This window comes from Microbacterium sp. p3-SID336 (assembly GCF_025143365.1).
Classification (GTDB): domain Bacteria; phylum Actinomycetota; class Actinomycetes; order Actinomycetales; family Microbacteriaceae; genus Microbacterium.
The window spans coordinates 27,152-44,411 of the sequence record NZ_JALXPE010000017.1 but is presented as its reverse complement, the minus strand read 5'-3'; the positions used below and the strand labels follow the sequence as shown (position 1 = coordinate 44,411).

General features: G+C 71.2%; 12 protein-coding genes. 7 read left to right on the top strand and 5 right to left on the bottom strand.

Features of this window, described 5'->3' with window-relative positions; all coding sequences use genetic code 11:
* A complete protein-coding gene (gene treZ, locus M3C17_RS06860) occupies positions 1-1,755 on the top strand; it encodes a malto-oligosyltrehalose trehalohydrolase (RefSeq protein ID WP_259976889.1) in 1,755 nt (584 codons plus the stop codon).
* A 54-nt stretch (positions 1,756-1,809) separates the two neighbouring features.
* On the opposite strand, the gene M3C17_RS06855 is transcribed toward treZ, so the two are convergent.
* The gene (locus M3C17_RS06855; protein WP_259976888.1) at positions 1,810-3,237 is read right to left on the bottom strand and encodes a CCA tRNA nucleotidyltransferase; all 1,428 of its coding nucleotides are present in this window, start codon (positions 3,235-3,237) and stop codon (positions 1,810-1,812) included.
* A gap of 130 nt (positions 3,238-3,367) precedes the next feature.
* Between M3C17_RS06855 and M3C17_RS06850 the strand changes: the two genes are divergently transcribed.
* On the top strand, positions 3,368-5,971 hold the full coding sequence (locus tag M3C17_RS06850; protein ID WP_259976887.1) for a metallophosphoesterase family protein: 2,604 nt from the start codon (positions 3,368-3,370) through the stop codon (positions 5,969-5,971).
* A gap of 183 nt (positions 5,972-6,154) precedes the next feature.
* On the top strand, positions 6,155-7,921 hold the full coding sequence (locus M3C17_RS06845; RefSeq protein ID WP_259976886.1) for an alkaline phosphatase family protein: 1,767 nt from the start codon (positions 6,155-6,157) through the stop codon (positions 7,919-7,921).
* 99 nt (positions 7,922-8,020) lie between these two features.
* On the opposite strand, the gene M3C17_RS06840 is transcribed toward M3C17_RS06845, so the two are convergent.
* The 4 genes from M3C17_RS06840 to M3C17_RS06825 form a co-directional block, all read right to left on the bottom strand.
* A complete protein-coding gene (locus M3C17_RS06840) occupies positions 8,021-8,671 on the bottom strand; it encodes a dihydrofolate reductase family protein (RefSeq protein ID WP_259976885.1) in 651 nt (216 codons plus the stop codon).
* A 95-nt stretch (positions 8,672-8,766) separates the two neighbouring features.
* A complete protein-coding gene (locus M3C17_RS06835; protein ID WP_259976884.1) occupies positions 8,767-9,231 on the bottom strand; it encodes a GNAT family N-acetyltransferase in 465 nt (154 codons plus the stop codon).
* A gap of 48 nt (positions 9,232-9,279) precedes the next feature.
* On the bottom strand, positions 9,280-10,335 hold the full coding sequence (locus tag M3C17_RS06830) for an LLM class flavin-dependent oxidoreductase (protein ID WP_259976883.1): 1,056 nt from the start codon (positions 10,333-10,335) through the stop codon (positions 9,280-9,282).
* A gap of 28 nt (positions 10,336-10,363) precedes the next feature.
* The gene (locus tag M3C17_RS06825) at positions 10,364-11,872 is read right to left on the bottom strand and encodes a methyltransferase (RefSeq protein ID WP_259976882.1); all 1,509 of its coding nucleotides are present in this window, start codon (positions 11,870-11,872) and stop codon (positions 10,364-10,366) included.
* Between the two features lie 97 nt (positions 11,873-11,969).
* On the opposite strand from M3C17_RS06825, the gene M3C17_RS06820 reads away from it, so the two are divergent.
* From M3C17_RS06820 to trxA, 4 genes are all read left to right on the top strand, one after another.
* Entirely contained in the window at positions 11,970-14,162 is a 2,193-nt protein-coding gene (locus M3C17_RS06820; RefSeq protein WP_259976881.1) for a DUF6049 family protein, read from the top strand.
* Positions 14,155-15,771, top strand: coding sequence for a murein biosynthesis integral membrane protein MurJ (gene murJ / locus M3C17_RS06815; protein WP_259976880.1), 1,617 nt, complete (start codon positions 14,155-14,157; stop codon positions 15,769-15,771). The genes M3C17_RS06820 and murJ overlap by 8 nt, the downstream gene beginning before the upstream one ends.
* Before the next feature lie 79 nt (positions 15,772-15,850).
* Positions 15,851-16,825: a thioredoxin-disulfide reductase gene (gene trxB / locus M3C17_RS06810; protein ID WP_259976879.1), complete on the top strand. Its 975-nt coding sequence runs from the start codon at positions 15,851-15,853 to the stop codon at positions 16,823-16,825.
* Positions 16,826-16,891: 66 nt separating this feature from the next.
* On the top strand, positions 16,892-17,215 hold the full coding sequence (gene trxA, locus M3C17_RS06805) for a thioredoxin (protein ID WP_259976878.1): 324 nt from the start codon (positions 16,892-16,894) through the stop codon (positions 17,213-17,215).
* Positions 17,216-17,260 lie beyond the last annotated feature (45 nt).

The following is a 17,260-nucleotide window of genomic DNA, read 5'->3' as shown; positions in this document are numbered from 1 at the left end:
ATGATCGAGGTGTGGGCGCCCCGCGTGGAGCGGCTGCGGCTGCGGCGGCTGACCGCCGACGGGACCGTCGCGGAGGAGCGCGAGCTGAGCCCCGCAGGCCACGGGTGGTGGCGCGGGGACACGGTGCTCGCGGACGGCGAGCGCTACGGGTTCCTGCTGGACGACGACGAGCAGCTGCGCCCGGATCCACGGTCGCGGCGGCAACCGGACGGCGTGCACGAGGCGTCGGCCTGGTTCGACCCCGCCGCGTTCGCGTGGACCGATGCCGCCTGGACCGGACGGCAGCTCGCCGGCGGACTGCTCTATGAGCTGCACCTGGGCACGTTCACCCCCGAGGGCACGCTCGACGCCGCGGTCGCCCGCCTGGGGCACCTGGTCGAGCTTGGCGTGACCCACGTGGAGCTGCTGCCCGTGAACGCCTTCAACGGGCGCTGGAACTGGGGCTACGACGGGGTGCTCTGGTACGCGGTGCACGAAGGCTACGGCGGACCGGCGGCGTACCAGCGCTTCGTCGACGCGGCGCACGCGCACGGGCTCGCCGTGGTGCAGGACGTGGTGTACAACCACCTGGGCCCGAGCGGCAACTACCTGCCGCTCTTCGGCCCGTACCTCCGCGAGGGCGAGAGCACCACCTGGGGCGACTCGATCGACCTCGACGAACCGGCGGTCCGGCAGTACATCATCGAGAACGCCCTGGGGTGGCTGCGTGACTTCCATGTCGACGGGCTGCGGCTCGACGCCGTGCACGCCCTGCACGACACGCAGCCGGTGCATCTGCTGCGCGAGCTGGCCGAGCGGGTGGACGCGCTGTCGGCACATCTCGGACGCCCGCTGACGCTCATCGCGGAGTCCGACCTCAACGACCCGACGCTGATCCTCCCGCGCGAGGCCGACGGCTTCGGGCTCACGGCCCAGTGGTCGGACGACTGGCATCACGCCGTGCACGTCGCGCTCACGGGCGAGACCACGGGCTACTACGAGGACTTCGCATCACCGGAGGCGGTGGCCAAGGTCACCGACCGGGGCTTCTTCCACGACGGCACGTACTCGTCGTTCCGCGACCGTCCGCACGGAGCGCCGATCCCGCCCGAGGTGCCGGCGTGGCGGCTCGTCACCTTCGCGCAGGACCACGATCAGGTGGGCAACCGTGCGGCGGGCGACCGGCTCTCCGCCACGCTGTCGCCCGATCGGCTCGCGGTCGCGGCGGTGCTCACGCTGACCGCTCCTGGCACGCCGATGCTGTTCATGGGCGAGGAGTGGGGGGCTTCCACGCCCTGGCAGTTCTTCACGTCGCACCCCGAGCCCGAGCTGGGGCGTGCCGTGGCCGAGGGTCGTGCGGCCGAGTTCGCCCGCATGGGCTGGGACCCGGCCGCGGTGCCCGACCCGCAGGATCCGGAGACCTTCCGGCGCTCGCAGCTCGACTGGACGGAGCTCGAGCGGCCGGAGCCCGCGCGGCTGCTGGCTCTCTACCGCGACCTGACCCGACTGCGGCGCGCACGACCCGAGCTGACGGAGCCCGACACGACGCACACGACGGTCGAGGTCCGCGCGACCGACGGCCGCCCGGAGCATCGCGTGTACCGCCTCGGCCGCGGAGACCTGTCGGTGCTGATCAACCTCTCCCCCGAGCGGGCCGTGTTCGAGGTCGACCCCGTGGCATCGGTGCTGCTCGCGACCACCGCGCTCACCCGGGACGGCGCTCTTCTCACGCTGCCTCCCGACGCCGCCGCCGTGGTGGGCCCGCCCACCCCCTGACACCATGTGCCGCGGGCGCGACCGACGTGCTCGTGCCGGAGCGGCGCTGAGGGCTCAGCCGCGGGCGGCCCACCAGTCGCGCAGCCGCTGTTCGGCGACATCCGGACCGAGCACGCCCTCGTCGAGCCGGAGATCGAGCAGGAACCGGTACGCCTCGCCGACCTCACGCCCAGGGCGGATGCCGAGCACCTCCTGGATGCGGTTGCCGTCGAGCTCCGGGCGGATCGCGTCGAGCTCCTCCTGCTCTCGGAGGGCGGCGATGCGCGACTCGATGTCGTCGTAGGCGGCGGCCAGACGCGCGGCCTTGCGACGGTTGCGCGTGGTCACGTCGGCGCGCGTGAGGATGTGCAGCCGCTCCAGCAGCTCGCCCGCGTCGCGCACATACCGGCGCACGGCCGCGTCGGTCCAGGCGCCCTCCGCGTAGCCGAAGAAGCGCAGATGCAACTCGATCAGGGTCGCGACGGCATCGGTGGTGGCGGTGTCGAACCGCAGCGCCTGCAGCCGTTTGCGGGCCATGCGCGCGCCGACCACATCATGGTGGTGGAACGTGACCGCGCCGCCCTGCTCCAGCTTGCGCGTGCGCGGCTTGCCGATGTCGTGCAGCAGAGCGGCGATGCGCAGCGGCACGTCGGGCGCGGCCCCGGGGTTCCGCGCGTGCTCCAGCTCGATCGCCTGGCTGAGCACCGTCAGCGAGTGCTCGTAGACGTCCTTGTGGTGGTGGTGCTCGTCGACCTCGAGCCGCAGGGCGCTCACCTCGGGGAGGAACTCCTCGATGAGTCCGGTGTCGACCAGCACGCGGATGCCCCGCACGGGGTCGTCGGTCTGCATGAGGCGCACGAGCTCGGCCTGCACCCGCTCGGGGCTGACGATCGACAGCGTCTCCCGCAGTTCCGTGATCGCCGCGGCGGTGTCGTCTTCCACGGCGAAGCCGAGCTGCGCGCTGAAGCGGGCCGCGCGGAGCATGCGGAGCGGGTCGTCGCCGAACGACACACGGGGGTCGGCCGGGGTGCGCAGAACCCCGGCGACCAGGTCCTCCACGCCGCCGGTGGGGTCGATGAGCTTCACGGACGGCACCTGGAGGGCCATCGCGTTGACCGTGAAGTCGCGCCGCACCAGGTCGCCGTCGATCGTGTCGCCGAACTCGACGGTGGGCTTGCGCGTCACACCGTCGTAGCTGTCGGCGCGGTACGTGGTGATCTCCACCTGCTCGCCCTGCACGCGGGCGCCGATGGTGCCGAACGCACGACCGATGTCCCAGTGCGCCGTGGCGACGGGCTTCACGATCGCGAGGATCTCGTCGGGCGACGCGCTGGTCGTGAAGTCGAGGTCGTGCGTCTCCCGCCCGAGCAGCGCGTCGCGCACCGGGCCGCCGACGACCGCGAGCTCGAACCCGGCCTCGGCGAACGCGGTCGCGAGGGTGCGGACGACGGGATTCTCGGCGAGCGCGCCGAGACGGGCGAGGCCGTCGGCCATGTTGAGCATGGGTTCCAGCGTACCGGGACGACCGAGTTCACCTCCCGGTCGCCTGCGGGTCAGGCGGCGGTCATCCGGCTCCGCTGGGCTGGACGGGCCCCGTGCGGCTGAGCACGGATCCCCACCATGAAGGACTGACATGACCTCCCCCACCCCTGCGGTGCGGTGGCGGCGTCGCGGACTGACCTCCGTCGCGCTGCTCGCCCTGCTCGGCGGCGCCGTCGTCGCCCCGGCGGCTCTCGCCGCGCCCGACCCGGACGTGCCCACCGGTTCGCTGATCACGACCGACACGACGTGGCATTACCTCGACGACGGCTCCGACCCTTCCCCCGCTCCGGCGGCGCTGCGCGACTGGACTCTCCCTGCGTTCGACGACAGCGCCTGGAAGACCGCGCCAGGCGGATTCGGCGCGAAGAACGGCAAGCTCGGCGCCGTGGGTCCGCAGACGCCGACGACACTGCTGAACCACTACCTCGACGGGGCGAAGGCCCCGACCGTGCCGACGTACTTCTTCCGCACGACGTTCGAGCTGGAGCCCGGTGTGGCCGAGCAGGTGGCGGCACTGCAGAGCACCATCACCTACGACGACGCGATCATCGTGTGGATCAACGGCCAGGAGGTGGCGCGCTACGTCGACGGCCGCATCACCGACACCGTGAACGTCGAGTACGCGGGCGACTCCAACGGGGACCCGCTCACCAGCACGTTCAGCGCGGGCGGCGAGCTGCTGCACGACGGGGCGAACACCATCGCCGTGTCGCTGTTCCAGGACCGCGCCACCAGCTCCGACATCTACTTCGACATGTCGGCGCTCACGCTCGTGAAGGCATCCGACCCCGGGACGCCCGTCGTCGCACCGCCGACCCGCGTGATCCTCACGCCGACCGCGCAGCCCGCGGTCTCGCAGTCGTTCTCGTGGCTCGCGGGCGACGCCTCGCACACGGTCGGCCAGGTCGAGATCGCCCCGGCGGCCGGCGGCGAGCCGCGCATCGTGGACGCCTATGACGCGGGCGTCGTGAACGGCAACCCGAACGCGCATTTCTCGGCGACCGTGACCGGGCTCACCCCGGCGACCGAGTACCGCTACCGCGTCGGCCTCCCCGGCAGCTGGAGCGACTGGTTCACCTTCCGGACCGCCGACCCCACCGCGACCGACTTCCAGTTCATCTACTACGGCGACGCGCAGATCGGTCTCGACACCACGTGGCCGAGCGTCGTGAAGCAGGCAGAGGCGAACGCGCCGCGCTCCATCGGCTCGGTGCACGCGGGCGACCTCATCAACACGTCCAGCAACGAGACCGAGTGGCTGAACTGGTTCAAGGGCATGGAGGACTCCGCCGTCCGCACGAACGTGATGGCCGCCCCCGGCAACCACGAGTACTCAGGCGACAAGCTCCTCACCGCCTGGAAGGCCGCGTTCGAGTACCCGCACAACAACCCGTCGACGAGCTCGATCGGCGCGCTGGCCGACCTCGCGAAGGGCGACTCTCCGGTCGCGCAGCAGTACCGGGCGTTCTTCGACCACTGGAGCACGTTCGCCGCGGAGACCGCGTACTACACCGACTACCAGGGCGTGCGCTTCATCACACTGAACGCGACGCGCGACACGACCTTCCTCACCCCGCCCGGACTCCCGTCCTGCACGGGTGCCGAGTGCCCGTCCAGCCAGATCGGTGTGCTGTGGACGCGGTTCCAGGCGGCCTGGCTCGACCTGCTGCTGCAGGACAGCCCGTCGAAGTGGAACGTCGTGACGTTCCACCAGCCGGTGTTCTCCGCGTCGGCCGGTCGTGACGAGCCGGTGCTGCGGGCCGAGTGGCTGCCCGTGTTCCAGCGCAACGACATCGACCTCGTGCTCATGGGTCACGACCACACGTACGCCCGCGGCTACGTCAACACGGATGCGACCGACACCCCCGGCCTCACCACGGGCCCGGTCTACGTGGTGTCGAACTCGGGCGCGAAGCACTACGACCTGGAGACGCCCGAGAAGAACGTGTGGACCAACAACGGCGCCACGCAGGTGCTGCGCGGCGAGGGCGTCACGACGTATCAGGTGATCGACGTGTCGAAGGATCAGCTCGTGTACCGGTCCTACCTCGCCGAGAAGACCGGCAGCGCGTCGACCGACCTGCCCGTCGGCGCGGTGTACGACACGTTCACGGTGACGAAGTCCGATGCGGGCGAGAAGTGGGTCACCGAGCAGGGTGTCACGCCACCCGTGACCGAGGAGCCGGAGCCCGAGGAGCCCGCGAAGGTGGAGCTCGGCGCGTCCTCCGTCGCGGCCGGTGGAACCCTGTCGGTCTCGGGCAGCGGCTTCGCGGCCGGGGCCGAGCTGCGGCTCGAGCTGCGGTCGGACCCGGTGTCGCTGGGCACCGTGACGGCCGCGGCAGACGGCTCGTTCGCCCGCACGGTCACGATCCCTGCAGGCACCCCGGCGGGCGCGCACACTCTCGCCGTGATCCTGCCCGACGGCACCGAGGTGACCGCCGCGCTCACCGTGACGGCTGCCGCGGGCGGCGGGGCGACCACCCCGGGCACGGGCGGCACGGGCGGCACGGGCGGTGCTGCGGACGGCGACCTCGCCACGACCGGCGCCGACAGCATGCCGTACGTGATCGCGGCCGTCGTGCTGCTCGCCGCGGGCCTGGGCCTGTTCGCCCTGCGTCGCCGTCGGCAGCACGCGGTGGCGGAGTCCCCGGTCGGGGCATCCGCGGTGGATGCGTCTGCGGTGAACGCTGAGTAGCCGATCCCGCACGGGCGCCGTCGGGGCTTCGGCTCCGGCGGCGCCTTCGCGCGAGGGCGCCGTTCGCATCTCAGGAGTTCCGGGCGACACACCGCCCATAGCGCTGCCCTCGGGCGTACATGCTCGATTTCTCCTGAGTTGTGAACGCTGGGCAGCGCGACCGCACCGCCATAGGATCGGCGCATGGCCCCCGACGAGGATTCCCCCACCCCCGCACCCGGATCCCGCGACACCTCACGCCGCGGCTTCTTCAAGGTGGGCGGGGCGGCCCTGGCGGGCGCGGTGATCGGCGGTGCCGGCGGCGCGGCGATCGGCGCGTCGGTGGCCGGGAGCGCCAGGGACGGCTTCGCCGACGACCCCGACCCGTTCGCCGCGCTCACCCCACGCAGCGAACCCGGCTTCGACCACATCGTCGTGGTGATGGGCGAGAACCGCTCCTTCGACAACCTGCTCGGCTACCTCTACTCCCCGGACACGCTGCCGAAAGGCGAGACCTTCGAGGGTCTGGCGTTCGGCTCGTACAGCAACACCGCGGCGGACGGGACCGTGGTCGACGCGCACGTCTATCAGGGCGACACCGACCGGATCATGAGCCTGCCCGATCCCGACCCGGGCGAGGAGTATCCGCACGTCAACACCCAGATCTTCGGCACGGTCGACCCGAAGACCAACGCCGACCTGTTCGTCGACGAGATGTCCGCCCCGTTCAACGCGCCGACGCACGGCGAGAAGGCGACGATGTCGGGGTTCCTCGACGACTACATCATCAACTTCCGCCGCCTGCGCAAGGGCACCGAGCCGAGCATCGACGAGGCCAGGCACATCATGGGGTCGTTCTCCCCGGAGATGCTGCCCGTGCTGTCGACGCTCGCGGCGGAGTTCGCCGTGTTCGACCACTGGTACGCGGGCGTGCCGTCGCAGACGTTCTGCAACCGCTCGTTCTTCCACGCCTCTACGTCGCACGGGTTCGTCACGAACCAGGGTGGTGGCGGCTACAAGAAGTGGCTCGACGCCCCCGCCGAGCCGACGGTGTTCAACCGGCTGGAGGAGAAGAAGCTCAGCTGGAGGATCTACATCGACAAGCTCCAGCTGGTGTCCTTCACCGGCATGCTGCACGCGCCTGTGCTGGAGAAGTACTGGCGCACCGAGCACTTCGGCACCATGGAGGACTTCTACGCCGACGCCAAGAACGGCACCCTCCCCGCCTACGCGTTCATCGAGCCGCGCATGGTCTACGACCACAACGACTTCCACCCGCCGTTCGGGTCCCCGAGGGAGAGCGTGGTCGACGGCGAGCCGGTGTTCGACAGCGCGATCTCGGACGTGCGCGCCGGCGACCGCCTGATCCACGACATCTACGAGGCCGTGCGCACGAGCGCGACCCCCGACGGCTCGAACGCCGTGAACACCCTGCTGCTCATCACGTTCGACGAGCACGGCGGGTGCTACGACCACGTGCCGCCGCCCGCCGCCACGAAGCCGACGGAGGACACGAAGCCCGGGGAGATGGGCTTCACGTTCGACCGGCTCGGCTGCCGCGTACCGGCCATCGCCGTGTCCGCCTACACCCGCCGCGGCACCGTGATCCACGACGAGATGCACCACGGCTCGGTCACCGCGACGCTCTCCCGGCTGCACGGGCTGAAGCCGCTGAACGACCGCGACCAGTCCGCGAACACACTGATGAACGTGGTGAACCTGGACAAGCCGCGGCACCCGGCCGACTGGCCCGTCACGACCCCGGCCTACACACCGCCGAACCCCGAGGACACCGAGCCGCAGCCGAACTCGGCCGATCACCTCAAGCCGCTGACGCCTCCGGCGCGGGGACTGCTCGGGCTGCTGATCGCGCGCTACGGCAAGCCGGGCGAGCCCGAGCCGCAGACCTTCGCCGACGCGTACCGGCTGCTGCACGAGCACGGCGAGGAGCTGTTCGGCCCCGCCCGCTGACGTCGCACTCTCGCACGCAGGTCGCAGAGGTGGGCGGATTCGCTGCGACGCGGGCGCGAATCTGCGACGCCACCCCGGTGACCTGGTCTGCGTGCGAGCTCAGCCCTCGCGGGTGAAGGTGACGTGGACCACGCCCGACTCGGCGACCTCGGAGCTCACGCGGTACCCGGACTCGAGGCCGCGGAGGTCGTCCCACAGCCGGATCCCGCTGCCGGTGAGGATCGGCGTGATGCCCACGTGCAGGTCGTCGACGAGCCCCGCGCGCAGGAACTCCCGCACCGTGGTCGCGCCGCCGCCGATCCGTACGTCCTCGCCGCCCGCAGCTTCGACCGCCGTGCGCAGCGCCTCCTCCGGGGTCGCGGAGAGGAAGTGGAAGCTCGTGCCGTTGGCGAACTCGATCGAGGGCCGCGGCGTGTGGGTGAGCACGAACACCGGGACCTCGAACGGCGGCTCGTCGCCCCACCAGCCACGCCAGTCGGGGTCGTCCGCGTGGAGGTGCAGCCCGAACATCGCCGCGCCCATGATCTCCGCGCCGATGCCCTCGAAGTAGCGGGCCGCATAAGTCTCGTCGACCCCGGTCGTGCCCGCGCCCCTGGTGTCGTGGAACACGCGCTGCTGGAACGTGCGGGTCGCCGTGTATGCGGCGGTGAGCCGCCCCCAGTCCTCGCCGAACGGGTTCTCGGGCGTCTGGTCTGTCGTCGTGGCGAAGCCGTCGAGGGAGATGTTGAGGTCGACGCGAACGCGGGTCATGGGGTGCCTCCGGGCGGGGGTGAGGGCGTCGGTCGACGCACCGCTCCCCAGCGTCGAGCCTGCACCCCGCGCTGTCAAGCACGATGTTCGACGCGTCAGGCCTTGTCGTGGAGCTCCAGGTGGAGGATCGGATACGGTCGGCCGTCGCCGTCGAGCTCGCTGCGACCGACCGGCACGAAGCCCCTGTTGAGGTAGAAGGCGCGGGCGCCGTGGTTCTGCTCGTTCACGTCGACCTTGGACACGGCCTGGGTGGTGACCACCTCCGCCAGAAGAGCCGAACCGACGCCCTGTCCGCGGACGGAATCCGAGACGAACAGCATCTCCAGTCCGTCGTCGTGAACGCCGGCGAATCCGACGGGCTTTCCGTCCATTTCAGCGACGGTGAGGGTGACGGCGGGGAAGTAGTCGGACGCGAGGTGCGATTCGATCCGGGCGAAGTCGGACTCGTCGAGGAAGTCGTGGGTCGCGCGCACTGCGCTGCGCCAGATCTCGACGAGAGCCGCGTACTCCTCGGGGCCGCGGCCCGCGCGGATGACGATCTCGGTGCCGTTCACGGACATGTGTTCGATCCTCGCTCACTTCCCGCGCATCGACCGCCCCCGCCCGGATCAGATCGCGTCGCCCTGCACCGGGCCGTCCGTGTTGGGCTTCCACCCGAGCGCCGGGGCGACGTGCTCCGCGAACGCCTCCAGCACGTGCAGGTTGTACTCCGGGCCGAGCTGATTCGGGATCGTCAGCATGAGGGTGTCCGCGGCCATCACGGCCTCGTCCTGGCGCAGCTGTTCGATCAGCACGTCGGGCTCTGCGGCGTAGGTCTTGCCGAACGTGGAACGGTAGCCGTCGATGATCCCGACCTGGTCTGCGTTCTCCTCGCTGCGCAGCCCGAAGTACGCGCGGTCAATGTCCGACACCAGCGGGAACACGCTGCGACTCACCGACACGCGCGGGGTCCCGGTGTGTCCGGCCTCACGGTAGGCGCTGCGGAACAGTTCGATCTGCTCGCGCTGCAGCTCGTGGAACGGCTGGCCCGTGGCCTCGGTCACCAGCGTCGAGCTCATCATGTTGAGCCCCTTGCGGCCGGTCTCCTCCGCGGTCGCGCGCGAACCCGAACCCCACCAGATGTGGTTGCGCAGGGTGGGCGACTGCGGCTCGATCGCCAGGTACTGTCCGGGGCCCACCATCCGAGGGTCGCCGGGGGCCAGGCGCTCCCCGTCGATCGCCCGCAGGAAGATGTCGAACTTCTCCCTGGCCAGCACGCTGCCGCGCTCGGTGTCCTCCTCATCGCGGAAGCCGAACGTCTCGTAGCCGCGCAGGGCGGTCTCGGGTGACCCCCGGCTCACGCCGAGCGCGATGCGTCCGTCGGCGATGAGGTCGAGCGCCGCCGCCTCCTCCGCGAACTGGAAGGGGTTCTCGTACCGCATGTCGATGACGCCCGTCCCCACCTCGATGCGGGAGGTGCGGGCGGCCATCGCGGTGAGCAGCGGCATGGGCGATGCGGCCTGACGCGCCCAGTGGTGCACGCGCACGTACGCGCCGTTGACGCCCAGCTCGTCGGCGCCCTCCGCGATCTCGATGGTCTGCTTCAGCATGTCGCCCGCCGTGCGGGTCGCCGAGCCGGGCACATCCGCATAGTGCCCGAACGAGAGGAATCCGAAAGCCTTCATGATGTATTCGAACGCATGGAAGCGCGTGCTATTCCCCCGGCAGCAGGAAGCCGTCCCGCACGAGGGCGCGGATGCGCGGCTCCAGGTCGGCCCACAGCTCTGCCAGCGGCACCCCGAACAGGTCCGCGAGCGCCGCCGCGATCTGCGCGACCGTGAGCTCCCCGTCGCACGCGCCCACGAACCCCGCGAGCGCCGGGTCCACCGCGACCGTGCGCGCGAAACCCCCGCCCTGCCGCAGCTCGATCACGCTCGGGTCGTCGTTGCCCGGCAGCAGATGCCTGGCCTCGGTCACATCGGCGGCCACCACCAGGGTCACAGGAAGACCCGCGGCGAGCGCGTCGTGCGCCACCAGGCCCGTGCCCAGCGCGGCACCCACGTTCGACACGGACTGCGTGAGCCGCTCGACCCGCCGGAGCGGCTCGCCCGCGCCACGGCGCAGCAGCACGTACCCGAAGCCCACCGCGGTCACGCCGCGTGCCGCGAAGTCGTCGAGCCAGGCCGACAGCAGCGGCGTGAAGGCGGGGTCGCGCGGAGTGGTGCCGCCGTCGCGGATCCACAGTTCCGCGTAGCCGAGGGGCGTGAGCTCCTCGCGCTCGATCACCCACAGGTCGAGGTCGGCCGGCACCCAGGCGTCGAGCCGCACCAGGCCCGCGACCCCCGCGCGCGACTCCCAGTTGCCCAGCAACTGCGCGATGCCGCCCCGCGTGAGATGCGCCGGCGCCGTGCGCACGAACTGCTCCACGAGCGCGTCGCCGACCAGTCCGCCGTCGCGGTACTCGTACGCGGGCACGCCCTCGGCGCGCGGCGTGATCACGAACGGAGGGTTGGACACGATGAGGTCGAACGCCTCGCCCGCGACCGGCTCGAACATGCTGCCGTGCCGGAAGTCGATGTTGGTGACGCCGTTGAGCTGCGCGTTGAGCCGCGCGAAGGCGAGCGCGCGATGGGAGATGTCCGTCGCGACGACGGTTCCGGCGCGCCGTGCGACCAGGAGCGCCTGGATGCCGCACCCGGTGCCCAGGTCGAGTGCCCGGTCCACCTCCACGGGCACGACGGTCTCGGCGAGCGTGCGCGATGCGCCACCCACACCCAGGACGTGGTCGGGGGGCAGCGGGCCGTCGAGCGCGACCTCGTCCAGGTCGCTCGCGATCCACCACTCGCCCACGCCGTCCGCATCGACGAACGACTGCGGCCGCAGCAGGGCCGTCGGGGTCACGGTCTCGGCGTCGGCGGAGGCGAGACCCAGCGCGACGAGCCCGTCCACTCCGAGGGAGGGCAGTGCCACGGCGACGGCGGCCCTGGACTGCGCCAGGCCGAGCACGAGGAGGCGGCCGAGCGTGGCCAGCACCCCGTCGTCGCCGTCGATCGCGCGCAGGATCGGCTCGCGCATCCCCCGGCCCAGCGCGTCGTCCGCCTCCGCACCCCACAGCCGTCGCAGCGGCTCGGAGCGCAGGTCCGCGGCGTCGAGATCCGCGGCGAGCGCGGCACTGCGGAGGGGGTCGGGAACGGGGGCGGGGGTGTCGGACACGGCCGTCACTCTACGCGTCTTCAGGGTTCTCCTTCCTCCGGCCTCCTAGAATCGCAGGGTCAGTACTCACGATCCGCCTGCTCCCCGGCGTTCGAGGAAGACCTCCATGACCGCGACCACACCCGACACGGGCCTCCGTGCGCGCCTGCGACGGCTCGCGGTCTCGGTGATCGCTGCGGCCGGGGTCGCCGTGCTGGCCGCTCCCGGTGTCGCCACCGCCGCGGACCAGGCGCCCGCCGACGACGAGCGACGGGTCGAGCTCCACGTCTCAGCCGGCCTGCGCGGCACGGTCGCCCCCGGCACCTCCTCCTCCGCGATCGTGACGATCGACAACGGCACGGCGTCGGAGCTGACCGCCGGCCAGGTCGAGATCGAGCTGGGGAGCACGCCGCTGGCTGACGCCGAGGCGGTCTCCGCCTGGCTCGATGAGGGCGAGACGACCGGGTCCCTGGTGCCCGTCGGCGACGACGCGACCAAGCCCGCCGAAGCGGGCGGCTCCACCACCACGACCGTGTTCCTGCCGCAGGAGACCATCGCCGCCTTGACGCCGGGGGTGTATCCGCTGCAGGCGTCGCTGACGGGCGCACGCACGGGCGACAGCGGCGGCGAGCGGGCGGCGAGCTGGGACACCACCGCCACGAGCGTCCTGGTGGTCGCCCCCTCGTCCGCGAGCCCGGTCGGCGTGCTCGTGCCGATCACGGCGACCCCTGCGAACGGCGCCCTGCTCAGCGCCGACGAGCTCTCCGCGCTCACGGCCCCCGAGGGGGCGCTCACCGCGCAGCTGGACGGCGTGTCGGGGACCGCCGCCGTGCTCGCCGTCGACCCGGCCATCCTCGCCTCCGTCCGCGCCCTGGGCACGACGGCGCCCGAGTCCGCTCGCGAGTGGCTCACGCGCCTCGACGAGCTGCCGAATGCACGGTTCGCGCTGCAGTTCGGTGATGCGGATGCCACCGTGCAGGCGCAGGCGGGACTGCCGCAGCTGCTGGCACCGCTGCCGTTCGCCGGCCTGCTGAACCCGGCGGCGTTCCCGCAGCAGCAGGTCACCGCTACCCCCGGTCCCGGCTCCGACGCGACGCCCGGGCCCTCCCCGACCACGACCACCGCACCCGCCATCCCGGACGACGAGGAGCTGACCGCCGTCGAGGGGGCGCTGCCGCGCATCCTGTGGCCGGAGGACGACCTCACGCAGACCGACGTGACGGCGTTCGCGGGCTACCTCGGGCAGGGCACCACCACGGTGGTCTCCTCCGACACGGCCGGAGTGCGCGCCGCCCACGCGACGGCGGGCGGTCAGGACCTGCTCGTGACGGACGCCGCGACCTCGGCCGCGCTGTCGGACGCCGCCGCCGCCGTGGACGCCGCCGAGCGCCAGCGCCTGCTCGCGGAAGCCGCCGCGCACCTCTTCCTCGCCCAGAGCGCAACGGCCGGGGCGCCGCTGCTGATCGGCCTCGAGCGGGACGAGACCCGCACCGCCGACGCGCTCCGCGATGCGATCTCCGCGGTCGACTCGGTCGGGTTCGAGCTCTCCGCCGTGCGGGCGACCCCCGCGGTCGCGGCGACGCTGCCGGAGACCGTCGCCGCGAGCAGAGCGGCGGATCTGGCGAACCTCCTCGCAGACGAGCAGGCGCTGACCGCGTTCTCGTCCATCCTCAGCGACCCCTCCGTGCTGCTGAGCCCCGAGCGCATGCGCATCATGCGCACGATCGCGGTGGGCTCGTCGGCGAGCGTCTTCGCCGACAAGGTCGAGACCCACCGGATCCAGACCACGGCAACGCTCGGCAGCGTCAGCATCCCGCCGTCGAGCACCATCCAGCTGCTGACCGCGAACGCCGACCTCCCCATCGCCGTGCGCAACGACCTGCCGTGGCCGGTGACGGTGCAGCTCTACGCCTCGCCGAGCGACCCGCGGCTGGAGGTCACGCCGATGATCGAGACGGTCGTGCAGGCCAACTCCTCGACGCGGGTCAAGGTGCCGGTGTCCGCGCGTGTCGGCAGCGGTGAGCTGGACCTGCGCCTGAGCCTGTCGAGCCCCACGGGCGTGCCGATCCAGTCGGCGCAGTCGGTCAGGGTCGCGGTGCGTGCCGAGTGGGAGACGATCGGGCTGATCGTGTTCGGCGGGCTCGCGGTGGTGCTGATCGCCCTGGGCGTCGTGCGCACTGTGCGGCGCAAGCGCCGTGAGGCCGTGGAGGAGCAGGCCGTGGAGGCCGCCGTCGAGGAGCTGATCGAGGAGAAGGAGGCCGCCGCGCGTGCGAGCACGGAGCACCCCGACCCTCCCGCGACGAAGGGGCCCCGTGAATAGCCTCGGCCGCGCGAGCGCCATCATCGGCGCTGGCACCATGGTGTCGCGCGTCACCGGACTGCTGCGCAGCATCGTGCTGGTGGGGGTGATCGGCTCGTACGGGTCGGGTCCTGCCGACGCGTTCGCTGCGGCGAACACCCTGCCGAACAGCGTCTTCTCCCTCATCTCCGTCGGCATCCTCACCGCGGTGATCGTGCCGCAGATTGTCAAGGCCACGGCCGACGCCGACGGCGGCAATGCGTTCATCTCGAAGCTGTTCACGCTCGGGACGGTCGTGCTGGTCGCCGTGACGGCTGTCGCAACGATCGCGGCGCCGTGGCTGGTGCAGATCGTGGCCGGCGGGCTCTCGTCCACCACCCAGGCGCTCGCGACCGCGCTCGCGTACTGGTGCCTCCCGCAGATCCTCTTCTACGGTCTCTACGCGCTGCTGGGCGAGGCCCTGAACGCGCGGCGCATCTTCGGGCCGTTCACCTGGGCACCGGTCGTCAACAACATCGTCTCCATCATCGGATTCCTGATCCTGGGGTGGGTGTTCTCGCCGGTCTCCCGGGACTCCGCCGACTGGACGCCGGAGATGATCGCCACTCTCGGCGGCACGGCGACTCTCGGCATCGCCGTGCAGGCGCTCATCCTCCTCCTGTTCTGGAGGAGGACGGGCCTCTCCCTCCGCCCCGACTTCCAGTGGCGGGGCGTCGGCCTCGGCACCGTGGGGAAGCTCGCCGGATGGACGTTCCTGATGGCGTTCGCCTCGCTGTCCGCCGGCGTGCTGCAGGGCAACATCGTCAGCAACGCCTCGGAGGCCGGGGCCTCTCTCGCGGTGACCGCGAACGCCTGGCTCATCTTCATGCTGCCGTACTCGGTGATCGTGCTGTCGATCGGCACCCCGTACTTCACGCAGATCAGCGAGCACGCCGCCGCCGGGCGTGACGACGAGGTGCGCGGGGACATCGCGCGCAGCATCCGCACGCTGCTGTTCTTCATCGTCGCCGCGGTCGCGGCGGTGGCCGCCGCGGCGATCCCGGCCTCGCGCGTCTTCACCGAGAGCGCCTCGGATGCCGAGGGGGCGGCGGTCGTGCTCCTCTGCTACCTGGTCAGCCTCATCCCGCTCACGATCCTGTTCATCGTGCAGCGCACCTTCTACGCGTACGACGACACGCGCACCCCCTTCTGGTTCACGATCTTCCAGTGCGCGCTCATCGTCGTCACCGCCCTGGGCGCGGTCGGGCTGTTGTCGGCCGAGGTCATCGATCTGACGCAGCTCGCCGCCGCGGTGGCCCTGGGGCAGTCCATCGCCAGCACGGTGCAGACGATCGTCGCGACCTGGCTCCTGCACCGGAAGATCGGCGGCATCGGCGTGCTGTCCTGGCTGCGCGCCACCGCGCTCTTCGCCGTCGCCGCGATCCCGGCGGGCCTCGCCGGATGGGGGGTCTTCCTCCTCCTCGGCGGGACGACGGGATGGGCGACCTCGGGAGTCATCGCCGGCGCCCTGGCGACGGCCGTGATCGGTGCGGTCGTCGTGATGGTCTACGTCGCGATCCTCGCGGTCCTGCGCGTCCCGGAGCTGAAGGCCGCGGGCGGACTGCTGCGTCGGTTCCTGCCCGGCCGCTGACCGGGGAATGCCCCGCGGTTACCATGGGTTGAAGCAGTCGGACGTCTTTCGACGGCACCGCCTTTCTAACGGAGATCACATGCGTCAGGTCATCATCATCGGCTCCGGCCCCGCCGGATTCACGGCTGCCATCTACGCGGCGCGCGCGAACCTGGAGCCGCTCCTCATCGCCAGCTCCGTCGAGGTCGGCGGAGAGCTCATGAACACGACCGAGGTGGAGAACTACCCGGGCTTCCCTGAGGGCATCCAGGGCCCCGAGCTCATGGCGAAGTTCCAGGAGCAGGCCGAGAAGTTCGGCACCGAGGTGCTGTACGACGACGTCACCGAGCTCGACGTCGCCGGCACGGTCAAGAAGGTCACGCTCGGGTCCGGTGCGACGCACGAGGCGAAGACCATCATCTACGCGACGGGCTCCGCCTACCGCAAGCTCGGCATCGAGGGCGAGGAGCGTCTGTCCGGCTTCGGTGTGTCCTGGTGCGCCACCTGCGACGGCTTCTTCTTCCGCCAGAAGACGATCGCGGTCGTCGGCGGCGGCGACTCGGCGATGGAGGAGGCCACGTTCCTCACCCGCTTCGCGGACAAGGTCTACGTCATCCACCGCAAGGACTCCCTGCGGGCCTCGAAGATCATGCAGGAGCGCGCCTTCGCGAACGAGAAGATCGAGTTCGTGTGGAACAGCGAGGTCGTGGAGATCCTCGGCGAGAACGCCGTGTCCGGCGTGCAGCTGCGCTCCACGGTCGACGGCTCGCTGCGCGACCTCCCGCTGGACGGCCTGTTCATCGCGATCGGCAACGACCCGCGCACGCACCTCGTGCACGACAAGCTCGACCTCACGCCCGAGGGCACGATCTGGGTCGACGGGCGCTCCTCGCGCACCTCGGTCCCCGGTGTGTTCGCCGCGGGCGACGTGATCGACCCCACGTACCGTCAGGCGATCACGGCCGCGGGCAGCGGGACGGTCGCGGCGCTCGATGCCGAGCACTTCCTGGCCGACCTGGAGGACGCATCGGTGGAGGTCCCCGCCGCAGAGGCCGCCGAGGTCATCACGGCCTGAGCGGCCGGGAACACTATCCGCTCGCCCGTTGTTGTAACGGACGAACCTCGAACAAGGAGAACTCTGATGAGTGCAAAGGCAACGAGCCAGGCGACCTGGGAGCAGGACGTGCTGCAGGCCGATGGTCCCGTGCTGGTGGACTTCTGGGCCGAGTGGTGCGGTCCGTGTCGTATGGTCGCGCCGGTGCTGGACGAGATCCAGTCCGACAACCCCGACAAGATCACCATCCTCAAGCTCAACGTGGATGAGAACCCCGAGCTGGCCATGAAGTACCAGATCACGTCGATCCCGGCGATGAAGGTCTTCCAGGGCGGCGAGGTCAAGACGACCATCATCGGCGCCAAGCCGAAGTTCGCGCTCGAGAAGGACCTGGCCGACTTCATCGGCTGATCCCCCGCGACATCAGAAGGGGCCGTACCTCCCGGGGGTGCGGCC

Excerpts from the sequence above, each read along its gene's own strand:
- M3C17_RS06850 (WP_259976887.1), top strand. The coding sequence starts at position 3,368 with ATGACCTCCCCCACCCCTGCGGTGCGGTGGCGGCGTCGCGGACTGACC.
- trxA (WP_259976878.1), top strand. The coding sequence starts at position 16,892 with ATGAGTGCAAAGGCAACGAGCCAGGCGACCTGGGAGCAGGACGTGCTG.
- M3C17_RS06830 (WP_259976883.1), bottom strand. The coding sequence starts at position 10,335 with ATGAAGGCTTTCGGATTCCTCTCGTTCGGGCACTATGCGGATGTGCCC.
- M3C17_RS06840 (WP_259976885.1), bottom strand. The coding sequence starts at position 8,671 with ATGACCCGCGTTCGCGTCGACCTCAACATCTCCCTCGACGGCTTCGCC.
- trxB (WP_259976879.1), top strand. The coding sequence starts at position 15,851 with ATGCGTCAGGTCATCATCATCGGCTCCGGCCCCGCCGGATTCACGGCT.
- M3C17_RS06855 (WP_259976888.1), bottom strand. The coding sequence starts at position 3,237 with ATGCTCAACATGGCCGACGGCCTCGCCCGTCTCGGCGCGCTCGCCGAG.
- M3C17_RS06845 (WP_259976886.1), top strand. The coding sequence starts at position 6,155 with ATGGCCCCCGACGAGGATTCCCCCACCCCCGCACCCGGATCCCGCGAC.
- M3C17_RS06835 (WP_259976884.1), bottom strand. The coding sequence starts at position 9,231 with ATGTCCGTGAACGGCACCGAGATCGTCATCCGCGCGGGCCGCGGCCCC.
- M3C17_RS06820 (WP_259976881.1), top strand. The coding sequence starts at position 11,970 with ATGACCGCGACCACACCCGACACGGGCCTCCGTGCGCGCCTGCGACGG.
- treZ (WP_259976889.1), top strand. The coding sequence starts at position 1 with ATGATCGAGGTGTGGGCGCCCCGCGTGGAGCGGCTGCGGCTGCGGCGG.